The sequence below is a fragment of the Thermohalobaculum xanthum genome, assembly GCF_016623495.1.
Taxonomy (GTDB): Bacteria; Pseudomonadota; Alphaproteobacteria; order Rhodobacterales; family Rhodobacteraceae; genus Thermohalobaculum; species Thermohalobaculum xanthum.
Genome location: NZ_JAEHHL010000008.1, coordinates 58173 through 80284, shown reverse-complemented (window position 1 = coordinate 80284; position 22112 = coordinate 58173). Strand labels below are relative to the sequence as shown.

The 22112-nt window shown below is 67.1% G+C and carries 21 protein-coding genes; 12 read left to right on the top strand and 9 right to left on the bottom strand.

Translation table 11 applies throughout. The annotated features are described in order from the left end of the window. The first annotated feature begins 28 nt into the window (after window positions 1-28). The 6 genes from H0I76_RS13655 to H0I76_RS13630 all read left to right on the top strand — a co-directional run bounded on the left by H0I76_RS13655 (window position 29) and on the right by H0I76_RS13630 (window position 6129). Window positions 29-1117: an ABC transporter ATP-binding protein gene (locus tag H0I76_RS13655; protein ID WP_200610769.1), complete on the top strand. Its 1089-nt coding sequence runs from the start codon at window positions 29-31 to the stop codon at window positions 1115-1117. A gap of 13 nt (window positions 1118-1130) precedes the next feature. Further along, window positions 1131-2213, top strand: a complete 1083-nt coding sequence (locus tag H0I76_RS13650) for an ABC transporter ATP-binding protein (protein WP_200610767.1) — start codon at window positions 1131-1133, stop codon at window positions 2211-2213. Next, window positions 2213-3091, top strand: a complete 879-nt coding sequence (locus H0I76_RS13645) for a carbohydrate ABC transporter permease (RefSeq protein ID WP_200610765.1) — start codon at window positions 2213-2215, stop codon at window positions 3089-3091. Before H0I76_RS13650 ends, H0I76_RS13645 begins: the two co-directional genes overlap by 1 nt. Beyond that, complete coding sequence (locus tag H0I76_RS13640) at window positions 3088-3936, top strand: carbohydrate ABC transporter permease (RefSeq protein ID WP_200610763.1); 849 nt, start codon at window positions 3088-3090, stop codon at window positions 3934-3936. The genes H0I76_RS13645 and H0I76_RS13640 overlap by 4 nt, the downstream gene beginning before the upstream one ends. Further along, window positions 3936-4343: a DUF2160 domain-containing protein gene (locus H0I76_RS19475; RefSeq protein ID WP_234455318.1), complete on the top strand. Its 408-nt coding sequence runs from the start codon at window positions 3936-3938 to the stop codon at window positions 4341-4343. The genes H0I76_RS13640 and H0I76_RS19475 overlap by 1 nt, the downstream gene beginning before the upstream one ends. Window positions 4344-4413: 70 nt before the next feature. Beyond that, a complete protein-coding gene (locus tag H0I76_RS13630; RefSeq protein WP_200610761.1) occupies window positions 4414-6129 on the top strand; it encodes an ABC transporter substrate-binding protein in 1716 nt (571 codons plus the stop codon). Window positions 6130-6319: 190 nt separating this feature from the next. On the opposite strand, the gene H0I76_RS13625 is transcribed toward H0I76_RS13630, so the two are convergent. The 5 genes from H0I76_RS13625 to H0I76_RS13605 all read right to left on the bottom strand — a co-directional run bounded on the left by H0I76_RS13625 (window position 6320) and on the right by H0I76_RS13605 (window position 12122). Further along, complete coding sequence (locus H0I76_RS13625) at window positions 6320-7234, bottom strand: ABC transporter permease (protein ID WP_200610759.1); 915 nt, start codon at window positions 7232-7234, stop codon at window positions 6320-6322. Further along, window positions 7227-8240, bottom strand: a complete 1014-nt coding sequence (locus H0I76_RS13620) for an ABC transporter permease (protein WP_200610755.1) — start codon at window positions 8238-8240, stop codon at window positions 7227-7229. Before H0I76_RS13620 ends, H0I76_RS13625 begins: the two co-directional genes overlap by 8 nt. A 55-nt stretch (window positions 8241-8295) precedes the next feature. Further along, window positions 8296-10014: a peptide ABC transporter substrate-binding protein gene (locus tag H0I76_RS13615; protein ID WP_200610754.1), complete on the bottom strand. Its 1719-nt coding sequence runs from the start codon at window positions 10012-10014 to the stop codon at window positions 8296-8298. A gap of 121 nt (window positions 10015-10135) precedes the next feature. Then, complete coding sequence (locus H0I76_RS13610) at window positions 10136-11131, bottom strand: ABC transporter ATP-binding protein (RefSeq protein ID WP_200610753.1); 996 nt, start codon at window positions 11129-11131, stop codon at window positions 10136-10138. Next, window positions 11121-12122 (bottom strand): ABC transporter ATP-binding protein, encoded by a 1002-nt coding sequence (locus tag H0I76_RS13605; RefSeq protein WP_200610742.1) that lies wholly within the window; start codon window positions 12120-12122, stop codon window positions 11121-11123. The genes H0I76_RS13610 and H0I76_RS13605 overlap by 11 nt, the downstream gene beginning before the upstream one ends. Window positions 12123-12276: 154 nt before the next feature. Between H0I76_RS13605 and argE the strand changes: the two genes are divergently transcribed. Together argE and H0I76_RS13595 are read left to right on the top strand one after the other, a co-directional pair. Next, window positions 12277-13434: an acetylornithine deacetylase gene (argE, locus tag H0I76_RS13600; protein WP_200610740.1), complete on the top strand. Its 1158-nt coding sequence runs from the start codon at window positions 12277-12279 to the stop codon at window positions 13432-13434. A gap of 17 nt (window positions 13435-13451) precedes the next feature. Continuing rightward, window positions 13452-14624 carry a M20 aminoacylase family protein gene (locus tag H0I76_RS13595; protein ID WP_200610737.1) on the top strand — a complete coding sequence of 391 codons (1173 nt, stop codon included), beginning with the start codon at window positions 13452-13454 and terminating at the stop codon, window positions 14622-14624. 210 nt (window positions 14625-14834) lie between these two features. Here the strand turns inward: H0I76_RS13595 and H0I76_RS13590 are convergent, their stop codons facing one another. Next, window positions 14835-15035, bottom strand: a complete 201-nt coding sequence (locus tag H0I76_RS13590; protein WP_200610735.1) for a hypothetical protein — start codon at window positions 15033-15035, stop codon at window positions 14835-14837. 101 nt (window positions 15036-15136) lie between these two features. Next, on the bottom strand, window positions 15137-16390 hold the full coding sequence (gene tyrS / locus H0I76_RS13585; RefSeq protein ID WP_200610734.1) for a tyrosine--tRNA ligase: 1254 nt from the start codon (window positions 16388-16390) through the stop codon (window positions 15137-15139). 59 nt (window positions 16391-16449) lie between these two features. Between tyrS and H0I76_RS13580 the strand changes: the two genes are divergently transcribed. Beyond that, on the top strand, window positions 16450-17595 hold the full coding sequence (locus H0I76_RS13580; protein WP_200610733.1) for an anhydro-N-acetylmuramic acid kinase: 1146 nt from the start codon (window positions 16450-16452) through the stop codon (window positions 17593-17595). A gap of 38 nt (window positions 17596-17633) precedes the next feature. Here H0I76_RS13580 and H0I76_RS13575 read toward each other — a convergent pair whose 3' ends face one another. Both H0I76_RS13575 and H0I76_RS13570 read right to left on the bottom strand, forming a co-directional pair. After that, the gene (locus tag H0I76_RS13575) at window positions 17634-17846 is read right to left on the bottom strand and encodes a dodecin family protein (protein WP_200610732.1); all 213 of its coding nucleotides are present in this window, start codon (window positions 17844-17846) and stop codon (window positions 17634-17636) included. A 78-nt stretch (window positions 17847-17924) separates the two neighbouring features. Continuing rightward, window positions 17925-18575: an alpha/beta hydrolase gene (locus tag H0I76_RS13570; RefSeq protein WP_200610731.1), complete on the bottom strand. Its 651-nt coding sequence runs from the start codon at window positions 18573-18575 to the stop codon at window positions 17925-17927. Window positions 18576-18806: 231 nt separating this feature from the next. Between H0I76_RS13570 and H0I76_RS13565 the strand changes: the two genes are divergently transcribed. From H0I76_RS13565 to sufB, 3 genes are all read left to right on the top strand, one after another. After that, window positions 18807-19286, top strand: a complete 480-nt coding sequence (locus tag H0I76_RS13565; RefSeq protein WP_200610730.1) for an Rrf2 family transcriptional regulator — start codon at window positions 18807-18809, stop codon at window positions 19284-19286. Continuing rightward, on the top strand, window positions 19283-20437 hold the full coding sequence (locus H0I76_RS13560) for a cysteine desulfurase family protein (protein ID WP_200610716.1): 1155 nt from the start codon (window positions 19283-19285) through the stop codon (window positions 20435-20437). The genes H0I76_RS13565 and H0I76_RS13560 overlap by 4 nt, the downstream gene beginning before the upstream one ends. A gap of 156 nt (window positions 20438-20593) precedes the next feature. Then, window positions 20594-22111, top strand: coding sequence for a Fe-S cluster assembly protein SufB (gene sufB / locus H0I76_RS13555; protein ID WP_200610713.1), 1518 nt, complete (start codon window positions 20594-20596; stop codon window positions 22109-22111). Window position 22112: the final 1 nt, after the last annotated feature.

Sequence of the window (22112 nt, the reverse complement as noted above, 5' to 3'; positions counted from 1 at the left end):
CGGCGCCGGACGGAGGAGACGAGAGGCGATGACCCTGACGCTCGAAAGCGTCTCGAAGGTCGTGCGGGGCGAGACCCATATCCACCCGGTGTCGCTGACACTGAGCCGTGGCAGCATGAACGTGCTGCTGGGGCCGACGCTGAGTGGCAAGACCTCGCTGATGCGGCTGATGGCGGGGCTCGACCAGCCGACCGGCGGGCGGATCCTGTGGGAAGGCCGCGACGTGACGGGCCTGCGCGTCCAGGACCGGGGCGTCGCAATGGTCTATCAGCAGTTCATCAACTACCCCTCGATGAGCGTCTTCGAGAATATCGCCTCGCCGCTCAGGATCGCGGGGCTGTCGCGTCCCGAGATCGAGGAGCGCGTGGCCAGGGCCGCTGCGATGATGAAGCTCACGCCGATGCTGCAGCGAAAGCCGCTCGAGCTCTCGGGCGGCCAGCAGCAGCGCTGTGCGCTGGCGCGTGCGCTGGTCAAGAATGCCGGGCTGGTGCTGCTGGACGAGCCGCTGGCAAATCTCGACTACAAGCTGCGCGAGGAACTGCGCGCCGAGATCCCGGCCATCTTCGAGGAGGCGGGTTCGATATTCGTCTACGCCACGACCGAGCCGCACGAGGCGCTGCTTCTGGGCGGCAACACGGCCTGCCTCTGGGAGGGGCGGATCACCCAGTTCGGGCCGACGGCCGAGGTCTACCGCAAGCCCGGCGATGCGATCACCGCGAGGGTCTTCTCGGACCCGCCGATGAACTTCCTGCGGGTCCAGAAGCGCGGTGCGCGGCTCGGTCTCGGCAGCGGGCAGGAGATCGACGCGAAGGGCCCGCTGGCGGAGCTGCCGGACGGGCGCTACGTCGCGGGGTTCCGCCCTAACCACCTCGGGATCGAGCCGCGCGGTGCGCATCTGCTCGAGTTCAGCGCCCGCGTGGCGATCACCGAGATCACGGGCTCGGAAAGCTACATCCATGTCGATCACGGCGGCGACCGCTGGGTTGCGCTGGTTCATGGCGTGCGCGAGCTTCCGGCCGGTGCCGAGCAGCCCGTCTATCTCGATCCCGCTCACGTCTATGTCTTCGGCGAGGACGAGCGGTTGGTGGCCGCCGCGCCCTACGCGGTCGCGGCCTGAGGAGGAGGGCGAGATGGCAAAGATCACCCTGTCCGGCCTCGCGCATTCCTATCTGCCCCATCCCAAGGGGCCGAAGGACTATGCCTTGAAGCGCATCGACCACGAGTGGGAAGACGGCGCCGCCTATGCGCTGCTGGGTCCCTCCGGCTGCGGCAAGACCACGCTGCTCAACATGATCTCGGGGCTGCTGCAGCCATCCGAGGGGCGGATCTTCTTCGGCGCCACCGACGTGACCGACATGGCGACGGCCGAGCGCAACATCGCCCAGGTGTTCCAGTTCCCCGTCGTCTACGACACCATGACGGTCTACGAGAACCTTGCCTTCCCGCTGCGCAACCGCGGTGTGCGGGGCGAGGCCGCGGACGCCCGGGTGCGCGAGATCGCGCGGATGATCGGCATGGACGACCGGCTGAACGACAAGGCGCGCGGCCTGACGGCGGACGCCAAGCAGAAGATCAGCCTCGGACGCGGCATGGTGCGCAATGACGTGAACGCCATCCTGTTCGACGAGCCCCTGACCGTGATCGACCCGCACATGAAGTGGGAGCTGCGCACCCAGCTCAAGGCGCTGCACCGCCAGTTCGGCCACACGATGATCTACGTCACCCACGACCAGACCGAGGCGCTGACCTTCGCCGACAAGGTCGTGGTGATGACCGAGGGCGAGGTCGTCCAGATCGGCACGCCGGCCGAGCTGTTCGAGCGCCCCGCGCATACGTTCGTCGGTTATTTCATCGGCTCGCCCGGCATGAACCTGCTGCCCGCCCAGGTCGAGGGCAGCGTCGCGCGGATCCCCGCCGGCGAGGTCGCGCTGGGCGCGGCCTATCCAGCGCTGAGCGGCGAGGTCGAGATCGGCATCCGCCCCGAATTCATCCGCGTGACCGGGGACGGCCTCCCCGTCCGGATCCGGCGGGTCGAGGACGTCGGTCGTCACAAGATCGTTCGTGCGGACCTGGCCGACCGGGCCATCGACATCATGGTGCCGGAAGGCGCGGAGATCCCCGCCGAGCCGCGCGTGCGCTTCGAGCCCGAGGCCATCAATGTGTATGCCGATGGCTGGCGCGTCGCCCCGGGCGGCGAGAGGGAGGCCGCGTGATGAACGACAAGCCGGTCAATCATCGCGCCTGGTTCATGGTGCTGCCGGTCGTGGCGCTGGTCGCCTTCTCGGCGGCGCTGCCGCTGATGACGGTGGTGAACTACTCGGTTCAGGACACCTTCGGAAACAACCAGTTCTTCTGGGCCGGCGCCGACTGGTTCGAGAAGACGCTGACCGATCCGCGCATTCACAATGCCTTCCTGCGCCAGATCCTGTTCTCGAGCATCATCCTTGCGATCGAGGTGCCGCTGGGCGTCTTCATCGCGCTGAACATGCCCAAGAAGGGCGTATGGGCCTCGGCTTGCCTGATCCTGATGGCGCTGCCGCTGCTGATCCCCTGGAACGTCGTCGGCACCATCTGGCAGATCTTCGGGCGGGTCGACATCGGGCTCCTGGGCAGGACGCTGGCGGGTCTGGGGATCGATTACAATTACACCCAGAACCCGATCGATGCCTGGGTCACGATCATCGTGATGGATGTCTGGCACTGGACGTCGCTGGTGGCGTTGCTGGCCTATGCGGGCCTGAGATCGATTCCGGACGCCTATTACCAGGCCGCCAAGATCGACCAGGCGAGCCGCTGGGCGGTGTTCCGTTACATCGAGCTTCCCAAGATGAAGGGCGTCCTGCTGATTGCCATCCTGCTGCGCTTCATGGACAGCTTCATGATCTACACCGAGCCATTCGTGGTCACCGGGGGTGGCCCGGGCAATTCGACGACACTTCTGTCCATCGACCTCGTGAAGATGGCGCTGGGGCAGTTCGACCTTGGCCCGGCGGCGGCGTTCTCGATCATCTACTTCCTGGTGATCCTGCTGCTCAGCTGGGTCTTCTACACGGTGATGACGGCCGAGGACGCGAAGGAGAGCAAGCGATGACCGAGGCCGTCGCTGCCCGCCCGACGCTCGCGCTGCCGGGCCTGCGCGTCAGCCGCAGCGGGATCGTCTGCGCGCTCTACATCCTGTTCCTGATGCTGCCGATCTACTGGCTGGTGAACATGAGCTTCAAGACGAACGAGGAGATCCTTTCCTCGTTCACGCTGTGGCCGCGCCAGCCCACGCTCAGGAACTACGCGGTGATCTTCACCGACCCGAGCTGGTACATGGGCTATGTCAATTCCATCATCTACGTGGTGATGAACACGGCGATCTCGATCACCGTGGCGCTGCCCGCGGCCTATGCCTTCTCGCGCTATCGCTTCCTCGGCGACAAGCACCTGTTCTTCTGGCTCCTGACCAACCGGATGGCGCCGCCGGCGGTGTTCGCGCTGCCGTTCTTCCAGCTCTACTCGTCTATCGGGCTCTTCGACACGCATATCGCGATCGCGCTGGCGCACTGCCTGTTCAACGTGCCGCTGGCGGTCTGGATCCTCGAGGGCTTCATGCGCGGCGTACCGCGCGAGATTGACGAGACCGCCTTCATCGACGGCTATTCTTGGCCGCGCTTCTTCGTGCGGATCTTCATGCCGCTCATCGCGTCCGGCATCGGCGTGGCCGCCTTCTTCTGCTTCATGTTCTCGTGGGTCGAGCTGCTGCTCTCGCGCACGCTCGCCTCGACCGAGGCGAAATCGATCGCGGCCACGATGACGCGCACGGTCTCGGCCTCGGGGCTCGACTGGGGCGTGCTGGCCGCCGCCGGGGTGCTGACCATCATCCCCGGCGCCTTGGTCATCTATTTCGTGCGCAACTACATCGCCAAGGGCTTCGCCCTGGGGAGGGTGTGATGAAAGGGATCGCGCGCAACCTCGAGATCTCGGCCGCGTTGGTCGGGCTCGGGCTCGTGCTCGGCGGCCTGCACCATGCCGGGCTCATCGGTACGGTCTTCGGCGCGCTTGATCTCAGCCAGCCGATCGCCCCGGGCAACTGGATGGCCTGGACCTGGGCGGGGGCCACCTTCTTCGGCGTGATTGCCTGCCTGCTGGTCGCCATGACCGTCTGGCAGGCCCTGAGGCCGCAGCCGCCGCGCATCGGGGTGCTCGGCATCGAGACGACGCCGGGCGACCGCCTCTTCATCTCGCTTCTGGGCAGCGCGTTCATCAACCTTGCCTGGCTGGGCCTTGCCGGCCCGCCGCTCTGGTCCGCGCTTGCTCTCTCGCTCGTCTACGCCGCAGCCGTGTTCCGCTGGGTGTGACGCCACTTCCGGCGGGGCATCAGCGCCGCCGGCTGACCACCAGAACGTCCGATAGGGAGGACATAACGAAATGAGACTGGGGATACTGGGAACGGTCGCGACCGTCGCTCTCCTCGCCGGGGGTGCGGCCCTTGCGCAGGACGCAAGCGCGATCGACGAGATCATCGCCGAGATGCAGCCATCGGTCCTGTCCGAGGCCGAGCAGCGGGCCGAACTGGAATGGTTCATGGAGGCCGCCAAGCCCTTCGCGGGCATGGAGATCAAGGTCGTCTCGGAGACCATCACCACGCACGAGTACGAGTCGAAGACACTGGCGCCGCTGTTCAGCAAGCTGACCGGCATCAGGGTCACCCATGACCTGATCGGCGAGGGTGACGTCGTCGAGAAGCTCCAGACGCAGATGCAGTCGGGGCAGAACATCTACGACGCCTATATCAACGACTCGGACCTGATCGGCACGCACTGGCGCTACCAGCAGGTCCGCAACCTCACCGACTGGATGGCAGGCGAGGGCAAGGACGTCACGCTGCCGACGCTCGCGGTCGACGACTTCATCGGGACGAGCTTCACCACGGGCCCGGACGGCAAGCTCTACCAGCTGCCGGACCAGCAGTTCGCGAACCTCTACTGGTTCCGCTACGACTGGTTCAACGACGAGAAGAACAAGGCCGACTTCCAGGCCAAGTACGGCTACGAACTCGGCGTGCCCGACAACTGGTCGGCCTACGAGGACATCGCCGAGTTCTTCACCGGCCGGGATCTCAGCCACATGGGCGTCTCGGGCCCGGTCTATGGCCACATGGACTACGGCAAGAAGGACCCCTCGCTGGGCTGGCGCTTCACCGATGCGTGGATGTCGATGGCCGGCATGGGCGACAAGGGCGAGCCGAACGGCCTGCCGGTCGACGAGTGGGGCATCCGGGTCGACGAGAACTCGCGCCCCGTGGGCTCGTGCGTCGCGCGCGGGGGTGCCACCAACTCGCCTGCAGCCGTCTACGGGGTCGAGAAATATGTCGACTGGCTGAAGAACTACGCCCCGCCCTCGGCCGCCGGCATGGTGTTCGGCGAGGCGGGACCGGTGCCCGCCCAGGGCCAGATCGCCCAGCAGATCTTCTGGTACACCGCCTTCACCGCCGACATGGTCAAGGACGGCCTGCCGGTCGTGAACGAGGACGGCACGCCCAAGTGGCGCATGGCCCCCTCGCCGCACGGCGCCTACTGGGAGGAGGGCATGAAGGTCGGCTACCAGGACGCGGGCTCGTGGACCCTGATGAAGTCGACCCCCGAGGACCGCGCCAAGGCCGCGTGGCTCTATGCCCAGTTCACCGTGTCGAAGACCGTGGATCTCAAGAAGAGCCACACGGGGCTCACCTTCATCCGCGAGTCGACCATCAACGACCCGAGCTTCACCGACCGCGCCGTGAAGCTGGGCGGCCTGGTCGAGTTCTACCGCTCGCCCGCCCGGGTCCGCTGGTCGCCCACGGGCACCAACGTGCCTGACTACCCCAAGCTCGCGCAGCTCTGGTGGCAGAACATCGGCGACGCGTCCTCGGGCGCGAAGTCGGCGCAGGAAGCGCTGGACGCGCTGTGCGCCGCGCAGGAGCAGGTGCTCTCGCGGCTCGAGCGTGCCGGCGTGCAGGGCGACATCGGTCCGAAGCTGAACCCCGAGGAGGACCCGAGCGTCTGGCTCGAGCGTCCGGGTGCGCCGAAGCCGAAGCTCGAGAACGAGAAGCCGCAGGCCGTGACGGTCAACTACGACGAGCTGGTGAAAAGCTGGCAGCAGTGAGGCCGCGAGCGCCGGCCCCCGAGCCGGCGCTCGTCCCCGCCAGACTTAGGATGGCCGCCCCTCGGGGCGGCCATTTTTATTCGGCGACCCTTCGGCTTCCCACGGCGCCGTGCCGGTACCCGCGATCAATCGCGGCGCGGTGCTCGTGATCATCTGGCTGATGCTGACGAAGCCGGCGATCTGAGCCCGCTCAGCGCCCGCGGATGCGGGGATCGAGCGCGTCGCGCAGGCCGTCGCCGATGAAGTTCACGCTGAGCACCGTGAGCGAGATCGCCAGCCCTGGCCAGATCACGCGCTCGGGCGTCAGGGTCATGAAGTCCTTGCCGTCATAGAGCAGCCGCCCCCAGGTCGGGAAGTCTGGCGGGAAGCCGAGGCCGAGGAAGGAAAGCGCGCTTTCCGTGATGATCGCGTTGGCGATGCCGATGGTGGCCGAGACCATGATCGGCGAGAGCACGTTGGGCAGAAGGTGACGGGTGATGATGCGATGGCCGCGGGTGCCGATGCTCTTGGCCGCGAGCACGAATTCACGCTCCTTCAGGGCCAGCACCTCGCCACGGACGATGCGCGCGGTCTGCATCCACGAGGTGATGCCGATCACGAAGACGATCAGCAGGAAGATGCCGGCCTCGGGCCCGAAGAGCGAGCGCAGCGTGTCGCGGAAGAGCAGCAGGATCACCAGCAGCAGCGGCAGGATGGGCAGCGCGAGGAAGAGGTCGGTTAGCCGCATCAGCGGCCCGTCGAGGCGGCGCAGGTAGCCGGCGAGCACTCCCACCAGCGCGCCGATCACGATCGAGACCAGCATCGCCGCGAAGCCCACCGCGAGTGATACCCGCCCGCCGGCCATCACCTGGGCCAGCATGTCACGCCCGACATTGTCGGTGCCGAAGGGATGCGCCCAGCTGATCCCCGCATTCCGCGCGCGCATGTCCAGATACTGCGGATCGATCGAGTGGATGTAGGGCCCGACCGTCACCCCGAGCACGATGAAGAGGAAGACGGCGCTGCCCGCCATGGCGCCGCGATGGGCGCGGAACTGGCGCCAGACATCGCCCCACAGCGAGTGGTGCGCCTTCATCCCCTGTTCGGCGAGCGTCGCTTCAGTCATAGCGGATCCTCGGGTCGAGCATGCCGTAGATCAGGTCGGCGATCAGGTTGAAGAGCACGATCAGGATCGCGAAGATGAAGGTCAGGGTCTGGACCAGCGGGATGTCTGCGCCCTCGATGCCGATGATCAGCAGCTGGCCGATCCCGTTCACCCGGAAGATCTGCTCGGTGATGATGGCGCCGCCGAAGATCGTGGGCACGCCCAGTGCGATCACCGTGACGACCGGGATCAGGCTGTTGCGCAGCACATGGGTCAGCACCACCACGCGCTCGCGCAGGCCCTTGGCGCGGGCGGTGCGCACATAGTCCTGCGTGAGGTTGTCGAGCATCGAGGCGCGCATGAAGCGGCTGATCTGGCTGGCATTGGCCAGCGCCAGCACCATGGTCGGCATGATCATCTGCTTGACCTGGAAGACGAAGCTGTCCCAGTCGCGGACTACGTGCGTGGTGTCGTAGATCGAGGGCAGCCAGCCGAGCCAGACCGAGAAGATCACGATCAGCAGGAGGCCCGTGAAGAAGGTCGGGATCGAGAAGCCCAGCATCGAGATGAAGGTCCCGATCTGGTCGAACAGCGAATACTGCCGGTAGGCCGAGATCACCCCGATCGGCACCGCGATCACCACGGCGATCACGTAGGACATGCCGACGACCCAGAGGGTCTGGGGCAGGCGCTCGACGATCAGGTCGACGACAGGCGAGCGCGTGGCCCACGACAGCACCCGCAGCCGGTTCTCGCTGTCGCCAATGGTCCAGCCGGTCCATTGCTCAAGCACGTTGAGCGGCTCGTTGACCATGAACTGCTCGAGCCACTTGAAGTAGCGCACCACGAAGGGCTCGCCCATGCCGAGCGAGAGGCGGATCTTCTCGCGCACCTCGGGCGGGATGGTGAGCGGAAGGTTCGCCGTCGGGTCGCTGGGCGCAAGATCCAGCAGAGCGAAGATGATGAAACTGATCGCCAGCAGCGTCGGGATCGCGATCAGCAGGCGGCGCAAGGCATAGCGGGCCATCGGCGGCTCCCCGGAGGGTGAGGGGCGGCCCCCGTGCGGGGGCCGCCGCAGATGGTCACTTCACGCGGTGCCAGTCAGCGATGTTCCACAGCTCGCTGTCCCAGTCGTTCATGCGAACGCCGCCCAGCGTGTTGCTGTGCGCCGAGGTGCCCGAGCGGTAGATGAGCGGCAGCAGCACGTAGTCCTGCATCAGCACATCGTTCATCTTCTTGGCCAGCTCGGCGCGCTCGTTGAGATCGGCCGTCTTCGACATCTGCACGGTCAGGGCGTCGTATTCCGGGTTGCAGTAGCGGTTGATGTTCGAGCCCTGCCACTGGGTCGAGGGTCCCGGAATGTCGTCGCAGCGCCACTGGGCCATGTAGGCCTCGGGGTCCACGCCCGAGAAGTTGTTCGTGTACATCTCGACGTCCGAGTAGAACTTCTGGAAGGTGTCCGGGCTTGCCGGATCGCCGCCGAAGAACACGCTGGCCGAGATGTTGCGAAGCTCGGTCTCGACGCCGAGTTCGGCCCACCACTGCTTGATCAGCGACTGGAACGACTGGCGCACCGAGTTGGTCGAGGTCTGGTAGAGCAGCGAGAGCCGCCGCCCGTCCTTCACCCGCACCCCGTCCGCGCCTGGCACCCAGCCGGCCTCGTCGAGCAGCTTCTTGGCACCCTCGATGTCCTGCACGAGGCAGCCGTCATTGGCGGTCGAGGCGTATTGCTCCGGTCCGGGAAGCACGTTGCAGACCGGCCGCCCGGTGCGGCCGTAGCCGATCTCGGTCAGCAGCGGGCGGTCGATCGCCATCGACAGCGCCTTGCGCACGCGAACGTCGTTCAGGATCGGGTGCGGGTTCGAGCCATCGGCCTTGTAGACCGAGCGGTCGTCCGGCCCCAGCGCGGGGTCGGGATTGGTGAAGTTCATCAGGATGCGCTCGACCGACGTGGCGAATGCGCTCACGACCTTGCCCTTGCCCGCGGCTTCCATCCGGGTCAGCACCTCGGGCTCGATCTGCAGGTTCCAGGCGTAGTCGAACTCGCCCGTCTCGAGCACCGAGCGCGCCGCCGAGGCCGCGTCGCCGCCGCCCTTGAACAGCACCGTCTGGAAGCGCGGCTTGTCGGCCTCGCGGTAGTTCGGGTTGGCCTCGAGCGTGATCACGTCGTTCGCCCGGAACTCCTTGACGACAAAGGGGCCCGTGCCGATCGGGTTGAAGTTCTGGGCGGTGCATTCGGGGGCCTTGGCGCCCATGCAGTTCTCGAACTGCTTCTTCTGGATGATCGGCGACTCGGCGCCGACCAGCGCGGTGTAGGGGAAGGGCTTGGGCTCGTCGAAGGTGATCTTCAGCGTCAGCGCGTCGACCGCCTCCATGTTGGCGACGCCCTCGAAATACGACGCCTGCGCGCAACCGCCGTCAGGCGCGGTGCAGTATTTCCACGTGAAGACGGCGTCCTCGGCGGTGAAGTCGGTCCCGTCAGACCATTTAATGCCGGGCTTGAGATCCCAGGTGATGGTCTTGAGATCGGGCGAGACGCCACGATTTTCGACGGTCGGCAGTTGGACCGCGAGCCGCGGCACGATGTTGCCGTCGTTGTCGTAGCTTGCCAGCGGCTCGAGCACCATCGAGGAGGCCTCGACCTCCTTGGTCCCGCCCGACAGGAACGGGTTCATCGTCGAGGGTGCCTGCCAGTAGATGATGTTGAGCTGGCCGTCCGCGCCGCGCTGGGCTTGGGCGGCGGTGGCGGTCAGGGCGGCGCAGGCCACGCTGGCCACCAGTAGGCGTCGAAGCGGTGTCATGATCAATTCCCTGTTATTCGCGTAAGCATTGCGTGCTCGTTTCGGCACTTGCCCTTGGTCGTCTGGTGTCTGTCCTCCCTCTGCTGCGGTTTCCATTTGCCGGGCGGCGCACCGGGCGCCGTCAGGTGGCGAAATGGCAGGCGACGTGCCTGCCATCCTCGAGCTTGCGCCATGCGGGCTCCTCGGCCGCGCAGCGTGCCTCGGCGATCGGGCAGCGCGTGCGGAAGCGGCAGCCCGAGGGCGGGTTGGCGGGGCTTGGCACGTCGCCCTTGAGGATGATGTGCCGGCGCGTCGCCTCGACCCTGGGGTTGGGGATCGGCACGGCCGAGAGCAGCGCCTGTGTGTAGGGGTGCTTGGGCGCGTCATAGAGTGCGTCGCGCGTCGCGAGCTCGATGATCTTGCCCAGATACATCACCGCCACCCGGTCGGCGATGTGGCGCACCATGCTCAGATCGTGGCTGATGAAGAGGTAGGTGAGGCCGAGGCGTTCCTGGAGCTCCTCGAGCAGGTTGACGACCTGTGCCTGGATCGAGACGTCGAGCGCGGCGATGGGCTCGTCGCAGACGATGAAGTCGGGATCGAGCGCCAGCGCGCGGGCGATGCCGATGCGCTGGCGCTGGCCACCGGAGAATTCGTGCGGATAGCGGTTCGCGAAGTCGGGGTTGAGGCCCACGGCGTCGAGCAACTCCTCGACCCGGCGCTGGCGGGCGCGGCCGCGCAGGGTGCCGTGCTCGGTCAGCGGCTCGGCGATGATCGAGCCGACGGTCATGCGCGGATTGAGCGAGGCATGCGGGTCCTGAAAGATCATCTGCATGCGCGGCCGCATGCGCCGCAGCGGCTCGGCGCCGAGGCTGGCGATGTCCTGGCCCGCCATCAGGATCTTGCCCGAGGTGGCCTCGACCAGCCGCAGGATGGCGCGCCCGGTGGTGGACTTGCCGCAGCCCGATTCGCCCACGAGGCCCAGCGTCTCGCCCCGCGCCACGTCGAAGGTCACGCCGTCGACCGCGCGCACCGTGCCGACCTGGCGCCGGATCAGGCCCGCATAGATCGGGAAATGCACGCTCAGTCCGCTGACGGAAACCAGGGTCTCGCGCGGCTGTGCGTGGTCAAAGGACATTCCGGGCTCCGCTCTCGGGGCTCGCGAGCCAGCAGGCGGCGGCGTGGCCCGGGACGACCTCGAAGAGAGGCGGGTTGGCCTCGCGGCAGCGGTCGTGCACATGGGCGCATCGGGCCGCGAACGGGCAGGCGGCCGGCGGCGCGGTCAGGATCGGCGGCTGTCCGGCGATCGTCCGAAGCCGCTGGCCGCGCGCGCCGTCGACGCCGGGCAGCGTCTCCATCAGGGCACGGGTGTAGGGGTGGGTGGGGTTCTCGTAGAGCGCCTCGACCTCGGCGCGTTCGACCACCTGGCCGGCATACATCACGATCACGCGGTCGGCGATGCCCGCGACCACGCCCAGGTCATGGGTGATCCAGACCACGGCCATGCCGAGCTTGCGCCGCAGGTCCTTCACCAGTTCGAGGATCTGGGCCTGGATGGTGACGTCGAGCGCGGTGGTGGGCTCATCCGCGATCAGCACCTTGGGGTCGCAGGCCAGCGCGATGGCGATCATCACGCGCTGGCGCATGCCGCCCGAGAACTGGTGCGGGTAGTCGTCGAGCCGGGCCTCGGGCGAGGGGATGCCGACCAGTGCAAGCAATTCGGCCGCCCGTTTGCGGGCGGCCTTGCGATCGAGCCCCAGATGCGTGCGCAGCGGCTCCATCAACTGGAAGCCGACAGTGAATACCGGGTTGAGCGAGGTCATCGGATCCTGGAAGACGAACCCGATCCCGCGGCCGCGCACGCGGCGCAGTCCGGCGTCGTCCAGCTGCACAAGATCCTGACCCTCGAACATGACCCGGCCAGCTTCGATCCGCGCCGGCGGGCTGGGCAACAGGCGCAGCAATGACATCATCGTGACCGACTTGCCCGAGCCGCTTTCGCCCACGACGCCCAGAAGCTCGCCCTCGCGGAGCGAGAAGCTGACATCGTTGACGGCATGGATCGCGAGCGCGCGCGTGCCGAATACCGTCTTGAGGCCATCGACTTCGAGTACGGGGGCGGAGTTCATCCGATCCGGGGCTCCTGTCGAGAGTGTGGTTCGCAGAGTTGAACGAGCGTTTCGGCCAAGTGCAACACTTTAGTGTCGATTGGCCTGCGCCGGTCTCTTGACGCGGCCGCCGCAGGCCGCAGGATGAGCGCGCCGAGAGAAGGGGAAACAGGACATGGGCGCGAGACTGACACCGAAGGAAATGCTGGCGCGCCTGGTGGCGTTTCCCACCGTCTCGCGCGACAGCAATCTCGAACTGATCGACTTCGTCCGCAGCTACCTGGCCTCGCATGGCGTCGAGAGCCGGCTCGTGCCCAGCCCGGACGGCACCAAGGCCAATCTCTACGCCCTGGTCGGTCCCGAGGTTCCCGGCGGGGTCGTGCTGTCGGGGCACACCGACGTGGTGCCGGTGGACGGCCAGGACTGGAGCACCGACCCCTTCACCCTGACCGAGCGCGACGGCAAGCTGTTCGGGCGCGGGGCGGTCGACATGAAGGGCTTCGACGCGCTGGCGCTGGCGCTGGTGCCCGAGATGCTTGCGGCGGGGCTGAAGCGCCCGATCCAGATCGCGCTGTCCTATGACGAGGAGGTGGGCTGCCTCGGCGCGCCGCTGATGGTTGCCGAGATGGCGCGAAGCCTGCCGCCGGCCGAGGCCGTGCTGGTCGGCGAGCCGACCGAGATGCAGGTGGTCACCCAGCACAAGGGCAGCGTCGGCATCGACACGGTCGTCCACGGCTTCGAGGTGCATTCGAGCCTTGCGCCGCGCGGCGTCTCGGCGGTGATGTCGGCGGCCCGGCTGATCGCGTGGCATGCCGAGCAGACCGCGGCCAACGCAGCCGCCGCCGATCCGGCGTGCCTGTTCGACCCCAACTACACGACCCTGCATGTCGGCATGGTCTCGGGCGGGACGGCGCGCAACATCACCGCGAAGGAATGCCGGTTCGTCAGCGATTTCCGCGTGCTGCCCGAGGAGAGCGTCGACGACTGGATCGCGCGCTACCGCGCGCAGGCCGACGCGGTCGAGGCCGGGATGCAGGCCGTCTGTCCGGGAGCCGGCATCGAGATCACCCGCAAGCACCACGTCCCGGGCTGCCAGCGCGAACAGGGCGGCATGGCCGAGGCGCTGGCGCGCGCGCTGATCGGCGACAATGCCGAGCATGTCGTGTCCTATGGGACCGAGGCGGGACAGTTCCAGCAGGGCGGCTATTCCGCCTGCATCGTGGGGCCGGGCTCGATCGCGCAGGCCCACCAGCCCGACGAGTACATCACCATCGAGCAGTTCGAGGCAGGCGAGAGCTTCATGCGCCGGCTGATCGACCGACTTGCAGCCTGACCTGATTGGAGAGCGAGATGCCCATCGTTAACAGATTTGCCGACCTGCACCCCGAGATCACCGAGTGGCGGCGCGACATCCATGCCCACCCCGAGCTGATGTTCGACGTCCAGCGCACTGCCGGGATCGTCGCCGAGAAGCTGCGCGCCTTCGGCTGCGACGAGGTGGCCGAGGGGATCGGGCGCACCGGCGTCGTCGGCCTGATCCGCGGGCGCGAGACCGGCTCGGGCCGCGTGGTGGGGTTGCGGGCGGACATGGACGCCCTGCCGATCATGGAGGCGACGGGGCTGCCGCATGCCTCGACCATCCCGGGAAAGATGCATGCCTGCGGCCATGACGGGCACACCGCCATGCTGCTGGGCGCGGCGAAGTATCTGGCCGACACCCGCAATTTCGATGGCGCCGTGGCGGTGATCTTCCAGCCCGCCGAAGAAGGCGGCGGCGGCGGGCGCGAGATGGTCAATGACGGGATGCTCGACCGCTTCGGCGTTCAGCAGGTGTTCGGCATGCACAACATGCCGGGCCTGCCGGTGGGCCAGTTCGCGATCCGCCCGGGCCCGCTGATGGCGGCGGCCGACCATGTCGAGATCGAGATCGAGGGGCTGGGCGGCCACGCGGCGCGGCCACATTGCTGCATCGACACGACGCTGGTGGCCGCGCACATGATGACCGCGCTGCAATCGGTGGTCGCGCGCACGGTCGATCCGCTCGAATCGGCGGTGGTCTCGATCTGCTCGTTGCACACCGCGGGCGACGCCTTCAACGTCATCCCCCAGACGGTGACGCTGAAGGGGACGGTGCGCACCCTGTCGCGGCAGGTCCAGGACCAGGTCGAGGAGCGCATCGCCACCATCGTCGATCACACTGCGCGGGCGTTCGGGGCGCAGGCGCGGCTTGAGTATCGCCGCAACTATCCCGTGACCGTGAACACCGGGGCCGAGGCGGCCTTCGCCGCCGACGTCGCCGCCTCGGTCGCGGGCGAGGGGCAGGTCGATCGCGAGGTCGCGCCACTGATGGGCGCCGAGGACTTCTCGTTCATGCTGGAGGCCCGGCCCGGGGCGATGATCTTCACCGGCAACGGCGACACCGCGGGGGTGCATCACCCGGCCTATGACTTCAACGACGAGGTGATCCCGGTGGGGTGCTCCTACTGGGCGAAGCTGGTCGAGACGGCGATGCCGGTTCGATAAGAGCGCCAAACCAGGCTCCGGCCCGATGAAGTTCGAGCGATCAATGAGCAAGATGTCACAGAAAGGGCAGTTCCCGATCGACCGGCAGCCGGTCAGCCAGGCAGTCCCGCGAAAGGGCGCGTTGCGAGCGAAGGAGCGCGCACCGGGGCCCTAGACCGAGGCGGAACTGGACGCGGTGGGGATCGCCGAGAAGCAGCGTCCGTCCAGCGGTCATTTCTCGAGGCCATGATTGCCCATGCCGCCGTCTCGGATGCGCGCCTGCTCGTCATGGCCGCCGCCTCGCCATGCATTGGAATGCGTCTGGGAAAGCCTGCGCTGTCGGGCCTCGTCGCGTTGCCGCCGTACTAAGAGGATCACGGCGACGATGAGCGCGACGAAGACAATCAAGGTAACGGTGCTGCCAATGCTCATGTTAGCCCCATGGGCGAGTTCGCGGATGCCAGTACGCACCTTCTCCAACGTACATCCAAGCGATGCGGCGCGGACGTGCGGAGGCGCCGCGATCCCTGTGCTCAGTTTAGTCGAGCGACGGCGTGGCGCTTCTTGCCGGCGCTGAGCTTCACCGGGGCCGCGAAGGCGTCGGTCCCCAGCATCAGGCTCGCGTCGGTGACCGGAGCGTCATCCATGCGCGCGCCGCCCTCGGCGATCAGGCGCTTGGCATCCTTGCCGGATTTCGCAAGGCCCGCGCGCAGGAAGAGCTGCACGACCGAGAGCCCCCCTTCGGCGAAATCGGCGGGCGAGAGCGCGATCTCGGGCAGGTCGCCGCCGAGACCGCCGGCCTCGAAAGTCTCGCGCGCGGTGCGCTCGGCTGCCTCCGCCGCCTCGCGGCCGTGGCAGAGGGCGGTCACCTCGGTGGCGAGGATCTTCTTGGCCTCGTTGATCTCCTGGTCCCTGAGCACCTCAAGGCGCCGGATCTCGTCCATCGGCAGCTCGGTGAAGCGGCGCAGGAGCTTGCCGACATCGGCGTCAGCCACGTTGCGCCAGTACTGCCAGAAGTCCCAAGGGGATAGCTGGTCGGCGTTGAGCCACACGGCGCCGCCCGCCGTCTTGCCCATCTTCTTGCCGTCGGCGGTGGTCAGCAGCGGCGCGGTCATGCCGAAAACCTCGACGCCCTCGACCCGGCGGGTGAGGTCGACGCCGTTGACGATGTTGCCCCACTGGTCCGAGCCGCCCATCTGCAGCCGGCAGCCGGTGCGCTTGTAGAGCTCGAGGAAGTCGTAGGCCTGCAGGAGCATGTAGTTGAATTCGAGGAAGGTAAGCGGCTGCTCGCGCTCGAGCCGCAGCTTCACCGATTCGAAGGTCAGCATCCGGTTGATGGTGAAATGCCGGCCGTAGTCGCGCAGGAACGGGATGTAGCGCAGTTCGTCCAGCCAGTCGGCATTGTTGATCATCACCGCGCTGCCGCCGGCCTCGGCGAAGTCGAGGTAGCTGGTGAAGACCCGCCGGATGCTGGCCATGTTCTCGCCGATGACCTGATCGGTCAGAAGCTGGCGCGCCTCGTCCTTGCCCGACGGATCGCCGATCTTGGTTGTTCCGCCGCCCATCAGCACGATCGGGTTGTGGCCGGTCTTCTGGAACCAGCGCAGCATCATGATGCCGGTCAGGTGGCCGACATGCAGCGAGGGCGCGGTGCAGTCGAAGCCGATATAGGCGGTGAGCGGCCCTTCCAGCAGCGCCTCGTCGAGGCCCTCGAGATCGGTGCAGTCCTGCAGGAAGCCGCGCTCGGCGACGGCGTGCAGGAAGTCGGATTTCGGCTGGTAGGTCATCTTGGCCACTCCTATTCTCGGGCGCTGTCTATAGCCCAAGGGGCGGGAAAGGGAAGGGGATGGTGGACGTCGCGCGCGGAAGGCCCGTCTGGTCACTCGGCCTGATGAGCGGCACCTCGATGGACGGGGTGGACGCGGCCATGGTCCTGACCGATGGCGAGACGATCGAGGCCTTCGGTCCCGCGGCCGCGATGGACTACCGGCCGGGCGACACGACCTTCACCGAGCTGGTGTTCCGCGACTGGCGCCGCTATCGCCCCCCGGCCGGCGAGGGCCACGCGACCGAATTGGCCGAGGCCGAGGGCGAGGTCGTGGCGAACCACGCCGCGGCCGTTGTCCGGCTGCTCGCGCGCGCAGCACGGATGCCCGATGTAATCGGCTTTCACGGCCAGACCGTCGCCCATGCCCCGGAGGCGGGCTGGACCTGGCAACTGGGCGACGGCGGGACGCTCGCGCGGGCACTCAACCGGCCGGTCGTGTGGGACTTTCGCTCGGCCGACATGGCGGCGGGCGGCGAGGGCGCGCCGCTGGCGCCGTTCTACCATTTCGCGCTGGCGCGCCGGATCGGAGCGGACCGGCCGCTCGCCTTCCTCAACATCGGCGGCGTCGCCAACGTGACCTGGGTCGATCCCTCGCAGCCAGCGCCCGAGGCGCAGGGCGCGCTGCTGGCCTTCGACACCGGGCCCGGCAATGCGCTGATCAACGACTGGATGCTGAGGCGCACGGGGCAGGGGCTGGACCGCGACGGCGCCGCGGCTGCGGCGGGCGAGGTTGACTGGATGGCGGTCGGCCTCAACTCGGCCGGCGCGTTCTTCGAGCGCCGTCCGCCAAAGTCGCTCGACCGCAACGAGTTCGCGCTGGTCCTCGACCGGATCGGCGCGCTCTCGACCGAGGACGGGGCGGCCAGCCTGACCATGCTGACCGTCGAGGCCGTGGCAGAGGGCGCGCGGCATTTTCCCTCGCCCCCGACGCGATGGCTGGTCTGTGGGGGCGGGCGGCGCAACGCGACGATGATGCGCTGGCTGGCCGAGCGGCTTGGCGCGCCGGTCGACCCGGTCGAGGCCGTCGGGCTGGACGGTGACATGCTGGAGGCGCAGGCCTTCGCCTGGCTCGCGGTGCGGGTCCTGCGGGGGCTGCCGACTTCGGCGCCCGCGACGACGGGCTGCGCCGCGCCGGTCTGCGGCGGCCGGCTGGCGCAGCCCTGAGACGTGCTTTTGTCCGCGCTCTGCGCGCGGCGGCGCCGTCAGCTGCCTTCGAACTTGAACGAGACCTTGACCTTGCAGCGGTAGGCCTCGATCCGGCCGTCGTTGATGACGAGGTCCTGCTCGGTCACTTCGGCGACACGCAGATCGCGCAGGCTCTTGGCCGCGCGCTCGACCGCGCTGCGCGCGGCCTTTTCCCATGACTCGGTGCTTGTGCCGACGAGTTCGATGATCTTGTAGACGCTGTCGCCCATGGTGATGCCCCTTTCAGGCGCCACCCTCGCTGGGCTTTACAGGCTACCATGCACGGGGGCCGTTGCGAACCGCGCGGTTCAGCGCCCGCCCTCGATCAGCCGGGCATGGACGTAGCCCTTCACGATGTCGATCATCTCCTCCATGCCCTTCTCGAAGAAGTGGTTCGCGTCGGGCACGGTGGTGTGGGTGATGGTGATGCCCTTCTGCGCCTTGAGCTTGGTGGAGAGCTTCTCGACCTCGACCATCGGCACGATGCGGTCGGCCTCGCCGTTGATGATCAGGCCCGAGGACGGGCAGGGCGCTAGGAACGAGAAGTCGTACATGTTCGCGGGCGGCGCGACCGAGACGAAGCCCGAGATCTCGGGCCGGCGCATCAGAAGCTGCATGCCGATCCAGGCGCCGAACGAGAAACCCGCGACCCAGCAGCCCTTGGAATTCGGATTGAGCGCCTGCAGGTAGTCGAGTGCCGCGGCCGCATCCGACAGCTCGCCGACGCCCTGGTCGAACTCGCCCTGGCTGCGGCCGACGCCGCGGAAGTTGAAGCGCAGGACAGTGAAGCCGAGGTCCTTGAAGGCATAATGCAGGTGATAGGTCACCTGGTTGTTCATCGTGCCGCCATACTGGGGGTGGGGATGAAGGATCAGCGCGATCGGCGCGTCCTTCTCGGGCTGGGGATGGTAGCGCCCTTCGAGCCGGCCCTCCGGCCCCGGGAAGATCACCTCTGGCATGCCTGCTCTTACCTCGCGCGGGGTTCCCGATTGCTTGACTTCTTCTGTCAGGAAACCTAGAAACATTCTAAAGAAGCCGCGACACGATGTGCACGGGCGCCTGTCCGAGTTAGGGACTTGCGCGCCTGCGGTCAACTGCCGGATGTGGCAGGAGCCTGTCGCGCGGGCTTGCAACCGCGGTCGTACGCCATCCTGGCGCCCGGCCGCCACAGGACCGGGGCGGACGGAAGGATGAAGCTCAGCACCAAGGGACGCTACGCCGTGACGGCACTGGCGGATATCGCGCTGAACGGCGGACCCTCGCCGGTGACGCTGGCCGACATCTCGGCCCGGCAGGATATCAGCCTGGCCTATCTCGAGCAGCTTTTCGTGCGGTTGCGCCGCGCGGGGCTGGTCGAATCGGTGCGCGGCCCTGGTGGCGGCTACCTGCTGGCCAAGGAGCCGGGCGAGACGCGGATCTCGGACATCATGGTCGCGGTCGACGAGCGCCTGAACGCGATGGGCTGCGCCGGCAAGTGGGAAGAGGGCATGGGCTGCGGCAAGTCGAAGGAGGCCTGCCTGACCCACAACCTCTGGGAACAGCTCTCGGCTCATGTCCACGTGTTCCTCTCGAAGGTGACGATTGCCGACGTGATCAGGGACAAGCTGACACCGTGCCCCGCGGTGCCCGACTTCTCGGCCTTCCTGCTGGATGAGGAGGCGCCGGCGTGACAGGTCTTGACGGCCGCCGCGTCTATCTCGACTGGAACGCCACCGCGCCGCTGAGGCCGGAGGCGCGCGATGCCATGCTGGCCGCGATGGACGAGGTGGGGAACCCCTCCAGCGTTCACGCCGAGGGCCGGGCGGCCCGCGCGATTGTCGAGAAGGCGCGGGAGCAAGTCGCGGCGCTGGTCGGCTGCGAGCCGGATGAGGTGGTGTTTACCAGCGGGGCGACGGAAGGGGCTGGCACGGTTATTCGTGGACGGTGGTCGCAAATTGTGCTTCCCAGCTTTGAGCATGACTGTGTCGAGAAGGCGGTCGCCGCTCATCCTTCAGCCGCCATTGTAAGGATTCCAGTTGCCAATGGTGGGTACCTACCCGCCGACGACTACTTGAGAGAATTTCTCGGGGCATCGTTGGCGAGTGAAGCGCTCCTGTGCATTCAGTCCGCAAATAGCGAAACAGGGGTGGAGCAGAACGCATTCAATATCGTGTTTCACGGTCGTGAGTCGGGTTTTCGCACGCTTGTCGACGCGGTTCAGTATTTTGGTAAGCGGACGACATGGAATGATTTGGAGTCCCCTGCGGACTTTCGACTGATCTCTTCTCACAAGATTAGTGGTCCGAAGGGAGCCGGCGCCTTGATCGTTCGCTCTGGTATTCAGATTGAACCGCTCTTGGCAGGCGGCGGCCAGGAGAAGAACCGCCGCTCCGGCACCGAGAACGTCATCGGTATCGCCGGTTTCGGCGCTGCGGCCGAGGCGGCGCAGCGCGATCTCGACGCCGGGGCCTGGGATCGCGTCGAGAAGCTGCGTGACCGGCTCGAGGAACGCCTCGAGGCCATCGCGCCCGACCTGATCATCTTCGGGCGCGAGGCGCCGAGGCTGCCCAATACCTCGTGCTTCGCGGTGCCGGGATGGGCGGGCGAGACGCAGGTGATCGCGCTTGACCTCGCGGGTTTTGCGGTGAGCGCGGGCAGTGCCTGCAGTTCGGGCAAGGTCAGGAAGGCGAGCCGGGTGCTGACGGCCATGGGCTTCGACGAGGTGACGGCCTCGAGCGCGATCCGCGTCTCGATGGGGCCGACGACCACCGAGGCCGAGGTGATGGCCTTCGCCGACGCGTGGGAGGCGCTTTGCCGGCGGCGCGCCAGCCGGGCCGCCTGAGAATTGCGCCGCGGCCCCGGACCAGGTCCTGGGGGCGGCGGCAGACGAAACGAGGCCCCGGGGCTTGACGCCCGGGGGCGCAGAGCTACCCCAGCGATGGGGCATGACACAGGAACCGCGGCCCGGGGCCGCGCAGGAATTGCAGACGGAGGCGAGATGACCGCGCTGGACACCAATGTGAAGGATGGCGTCGATCGCGAGACGATCGAGACGGTCCACTCGATGGGCAAGTACAAGTATGGCTGGGCCTCCGAGATCGAGATGGACTACGCGCCGAAGGGGCTGAACGAGGACATCGTGCGCCTGATCTCGGCCAAGAAGGAGGAGCCCGAGTGGCTCCTCGAATGGCGCCTTGACAGCTTCCGCCGCTGGACGCAGATGCAGGAGCCCGACTGGGCGATGCTGAACATCGCGCCCATCGACTACCAGGAACAGTATTACTACGCGCAGCCCAAGAGCTTCCGCGAGAAACCCAAGAGCCTGGATGAGGTCGATCCGGAGCTTCTGCGCACCTACGAGAAGCTTGGCATCCCGCTCAGGGAGCAGATGATCCTCGCGGGTGTCGAGGGTGCCGAGACGGCGCCGGTCGAGGGGCGCAAAGTCGCCGTTGACGCGGTCTTCGACTCGGTCTCGGTGGTCACGACCTTCAAGGACGAGCTGGCCAAGGCCGGCGTCATCTTCTGCTCGATCTCGGAGGCGGTGCGCGAGCATCCCGACCTGGTGAAGAAGTATCTCGGCTCGGTCGTGCCGAACTCGGACAACTACTTCGCGACGCTCAACTCGGCGGTTTTCTCGGACGGCTCGTTCGTCTACGTGCCCGAGGGCGTGCGCTGCCCGATGGAGCTGAGCACCTATTTCCGCATCAATGCCGAGAACACGGGACAGTTCGAGCGCACGCTGATCATCGCCGACAAGGGCGCTTACGTCAGCTACCTCGAGGGCTGCACCGCGCCGCAGCGCGACGAGAACCAGCTTCACGCCGCGGTGGTCGAGTTGGTGGCGCTGGAAGACGCCGAGATCAAGTACTCGACCGTGCAGAACTGGTACCCGGGCGACGAGGAAGGCAAGGGCGGCATCTACAACTTCGTGACCAAGCGGGCCGACTGCCGGGGCGCGCGCTCGAAGGTGATGTGGACCCAGGTCGAGACCGGAAGCGCGATCACCTGGAAGTATCCGTCCTGCATCCTGCGCGGTGAAGACAGCCAGGGCGAGTTCTACTCGATCGCCATCACCAACAACGCGCAGCAGGCCGATACCGGCACCAAGATGGTCCATCTGGGTCGCAACACGAAAAGCCGGATCGTCTCGAAGGGCATCTCGGCGGGGCGCGCGCAGAACACCTATCGCGGGCTTGTCTCGATGCATCCGCGCGCGGCGAATGCGCGCAACTACACGCAATGCGACAGCCTGCTGATCGGCTCGGATTGCGGGGCGCACACCGTGCCCTACATCGAGGTCAAGAACCCGACCGCCCGGTGCGAGCACGAGGCCACCACCTCGAAAATCGCCGAGGACCAGCTCTTCTACTGCCGCTCGCGCGGCATGGACGAGGAGGAGGCGGTCGCGCTGGTCGTGAACGGCTTCTGCAAGGAGGTGTTGCAGGCGCTGCCCATGGAGTTCGCGGTCGAGGCGCAGAAGCTGGTCGCGATCTCCCTCGAAGGGTCGGTCGGCTGAT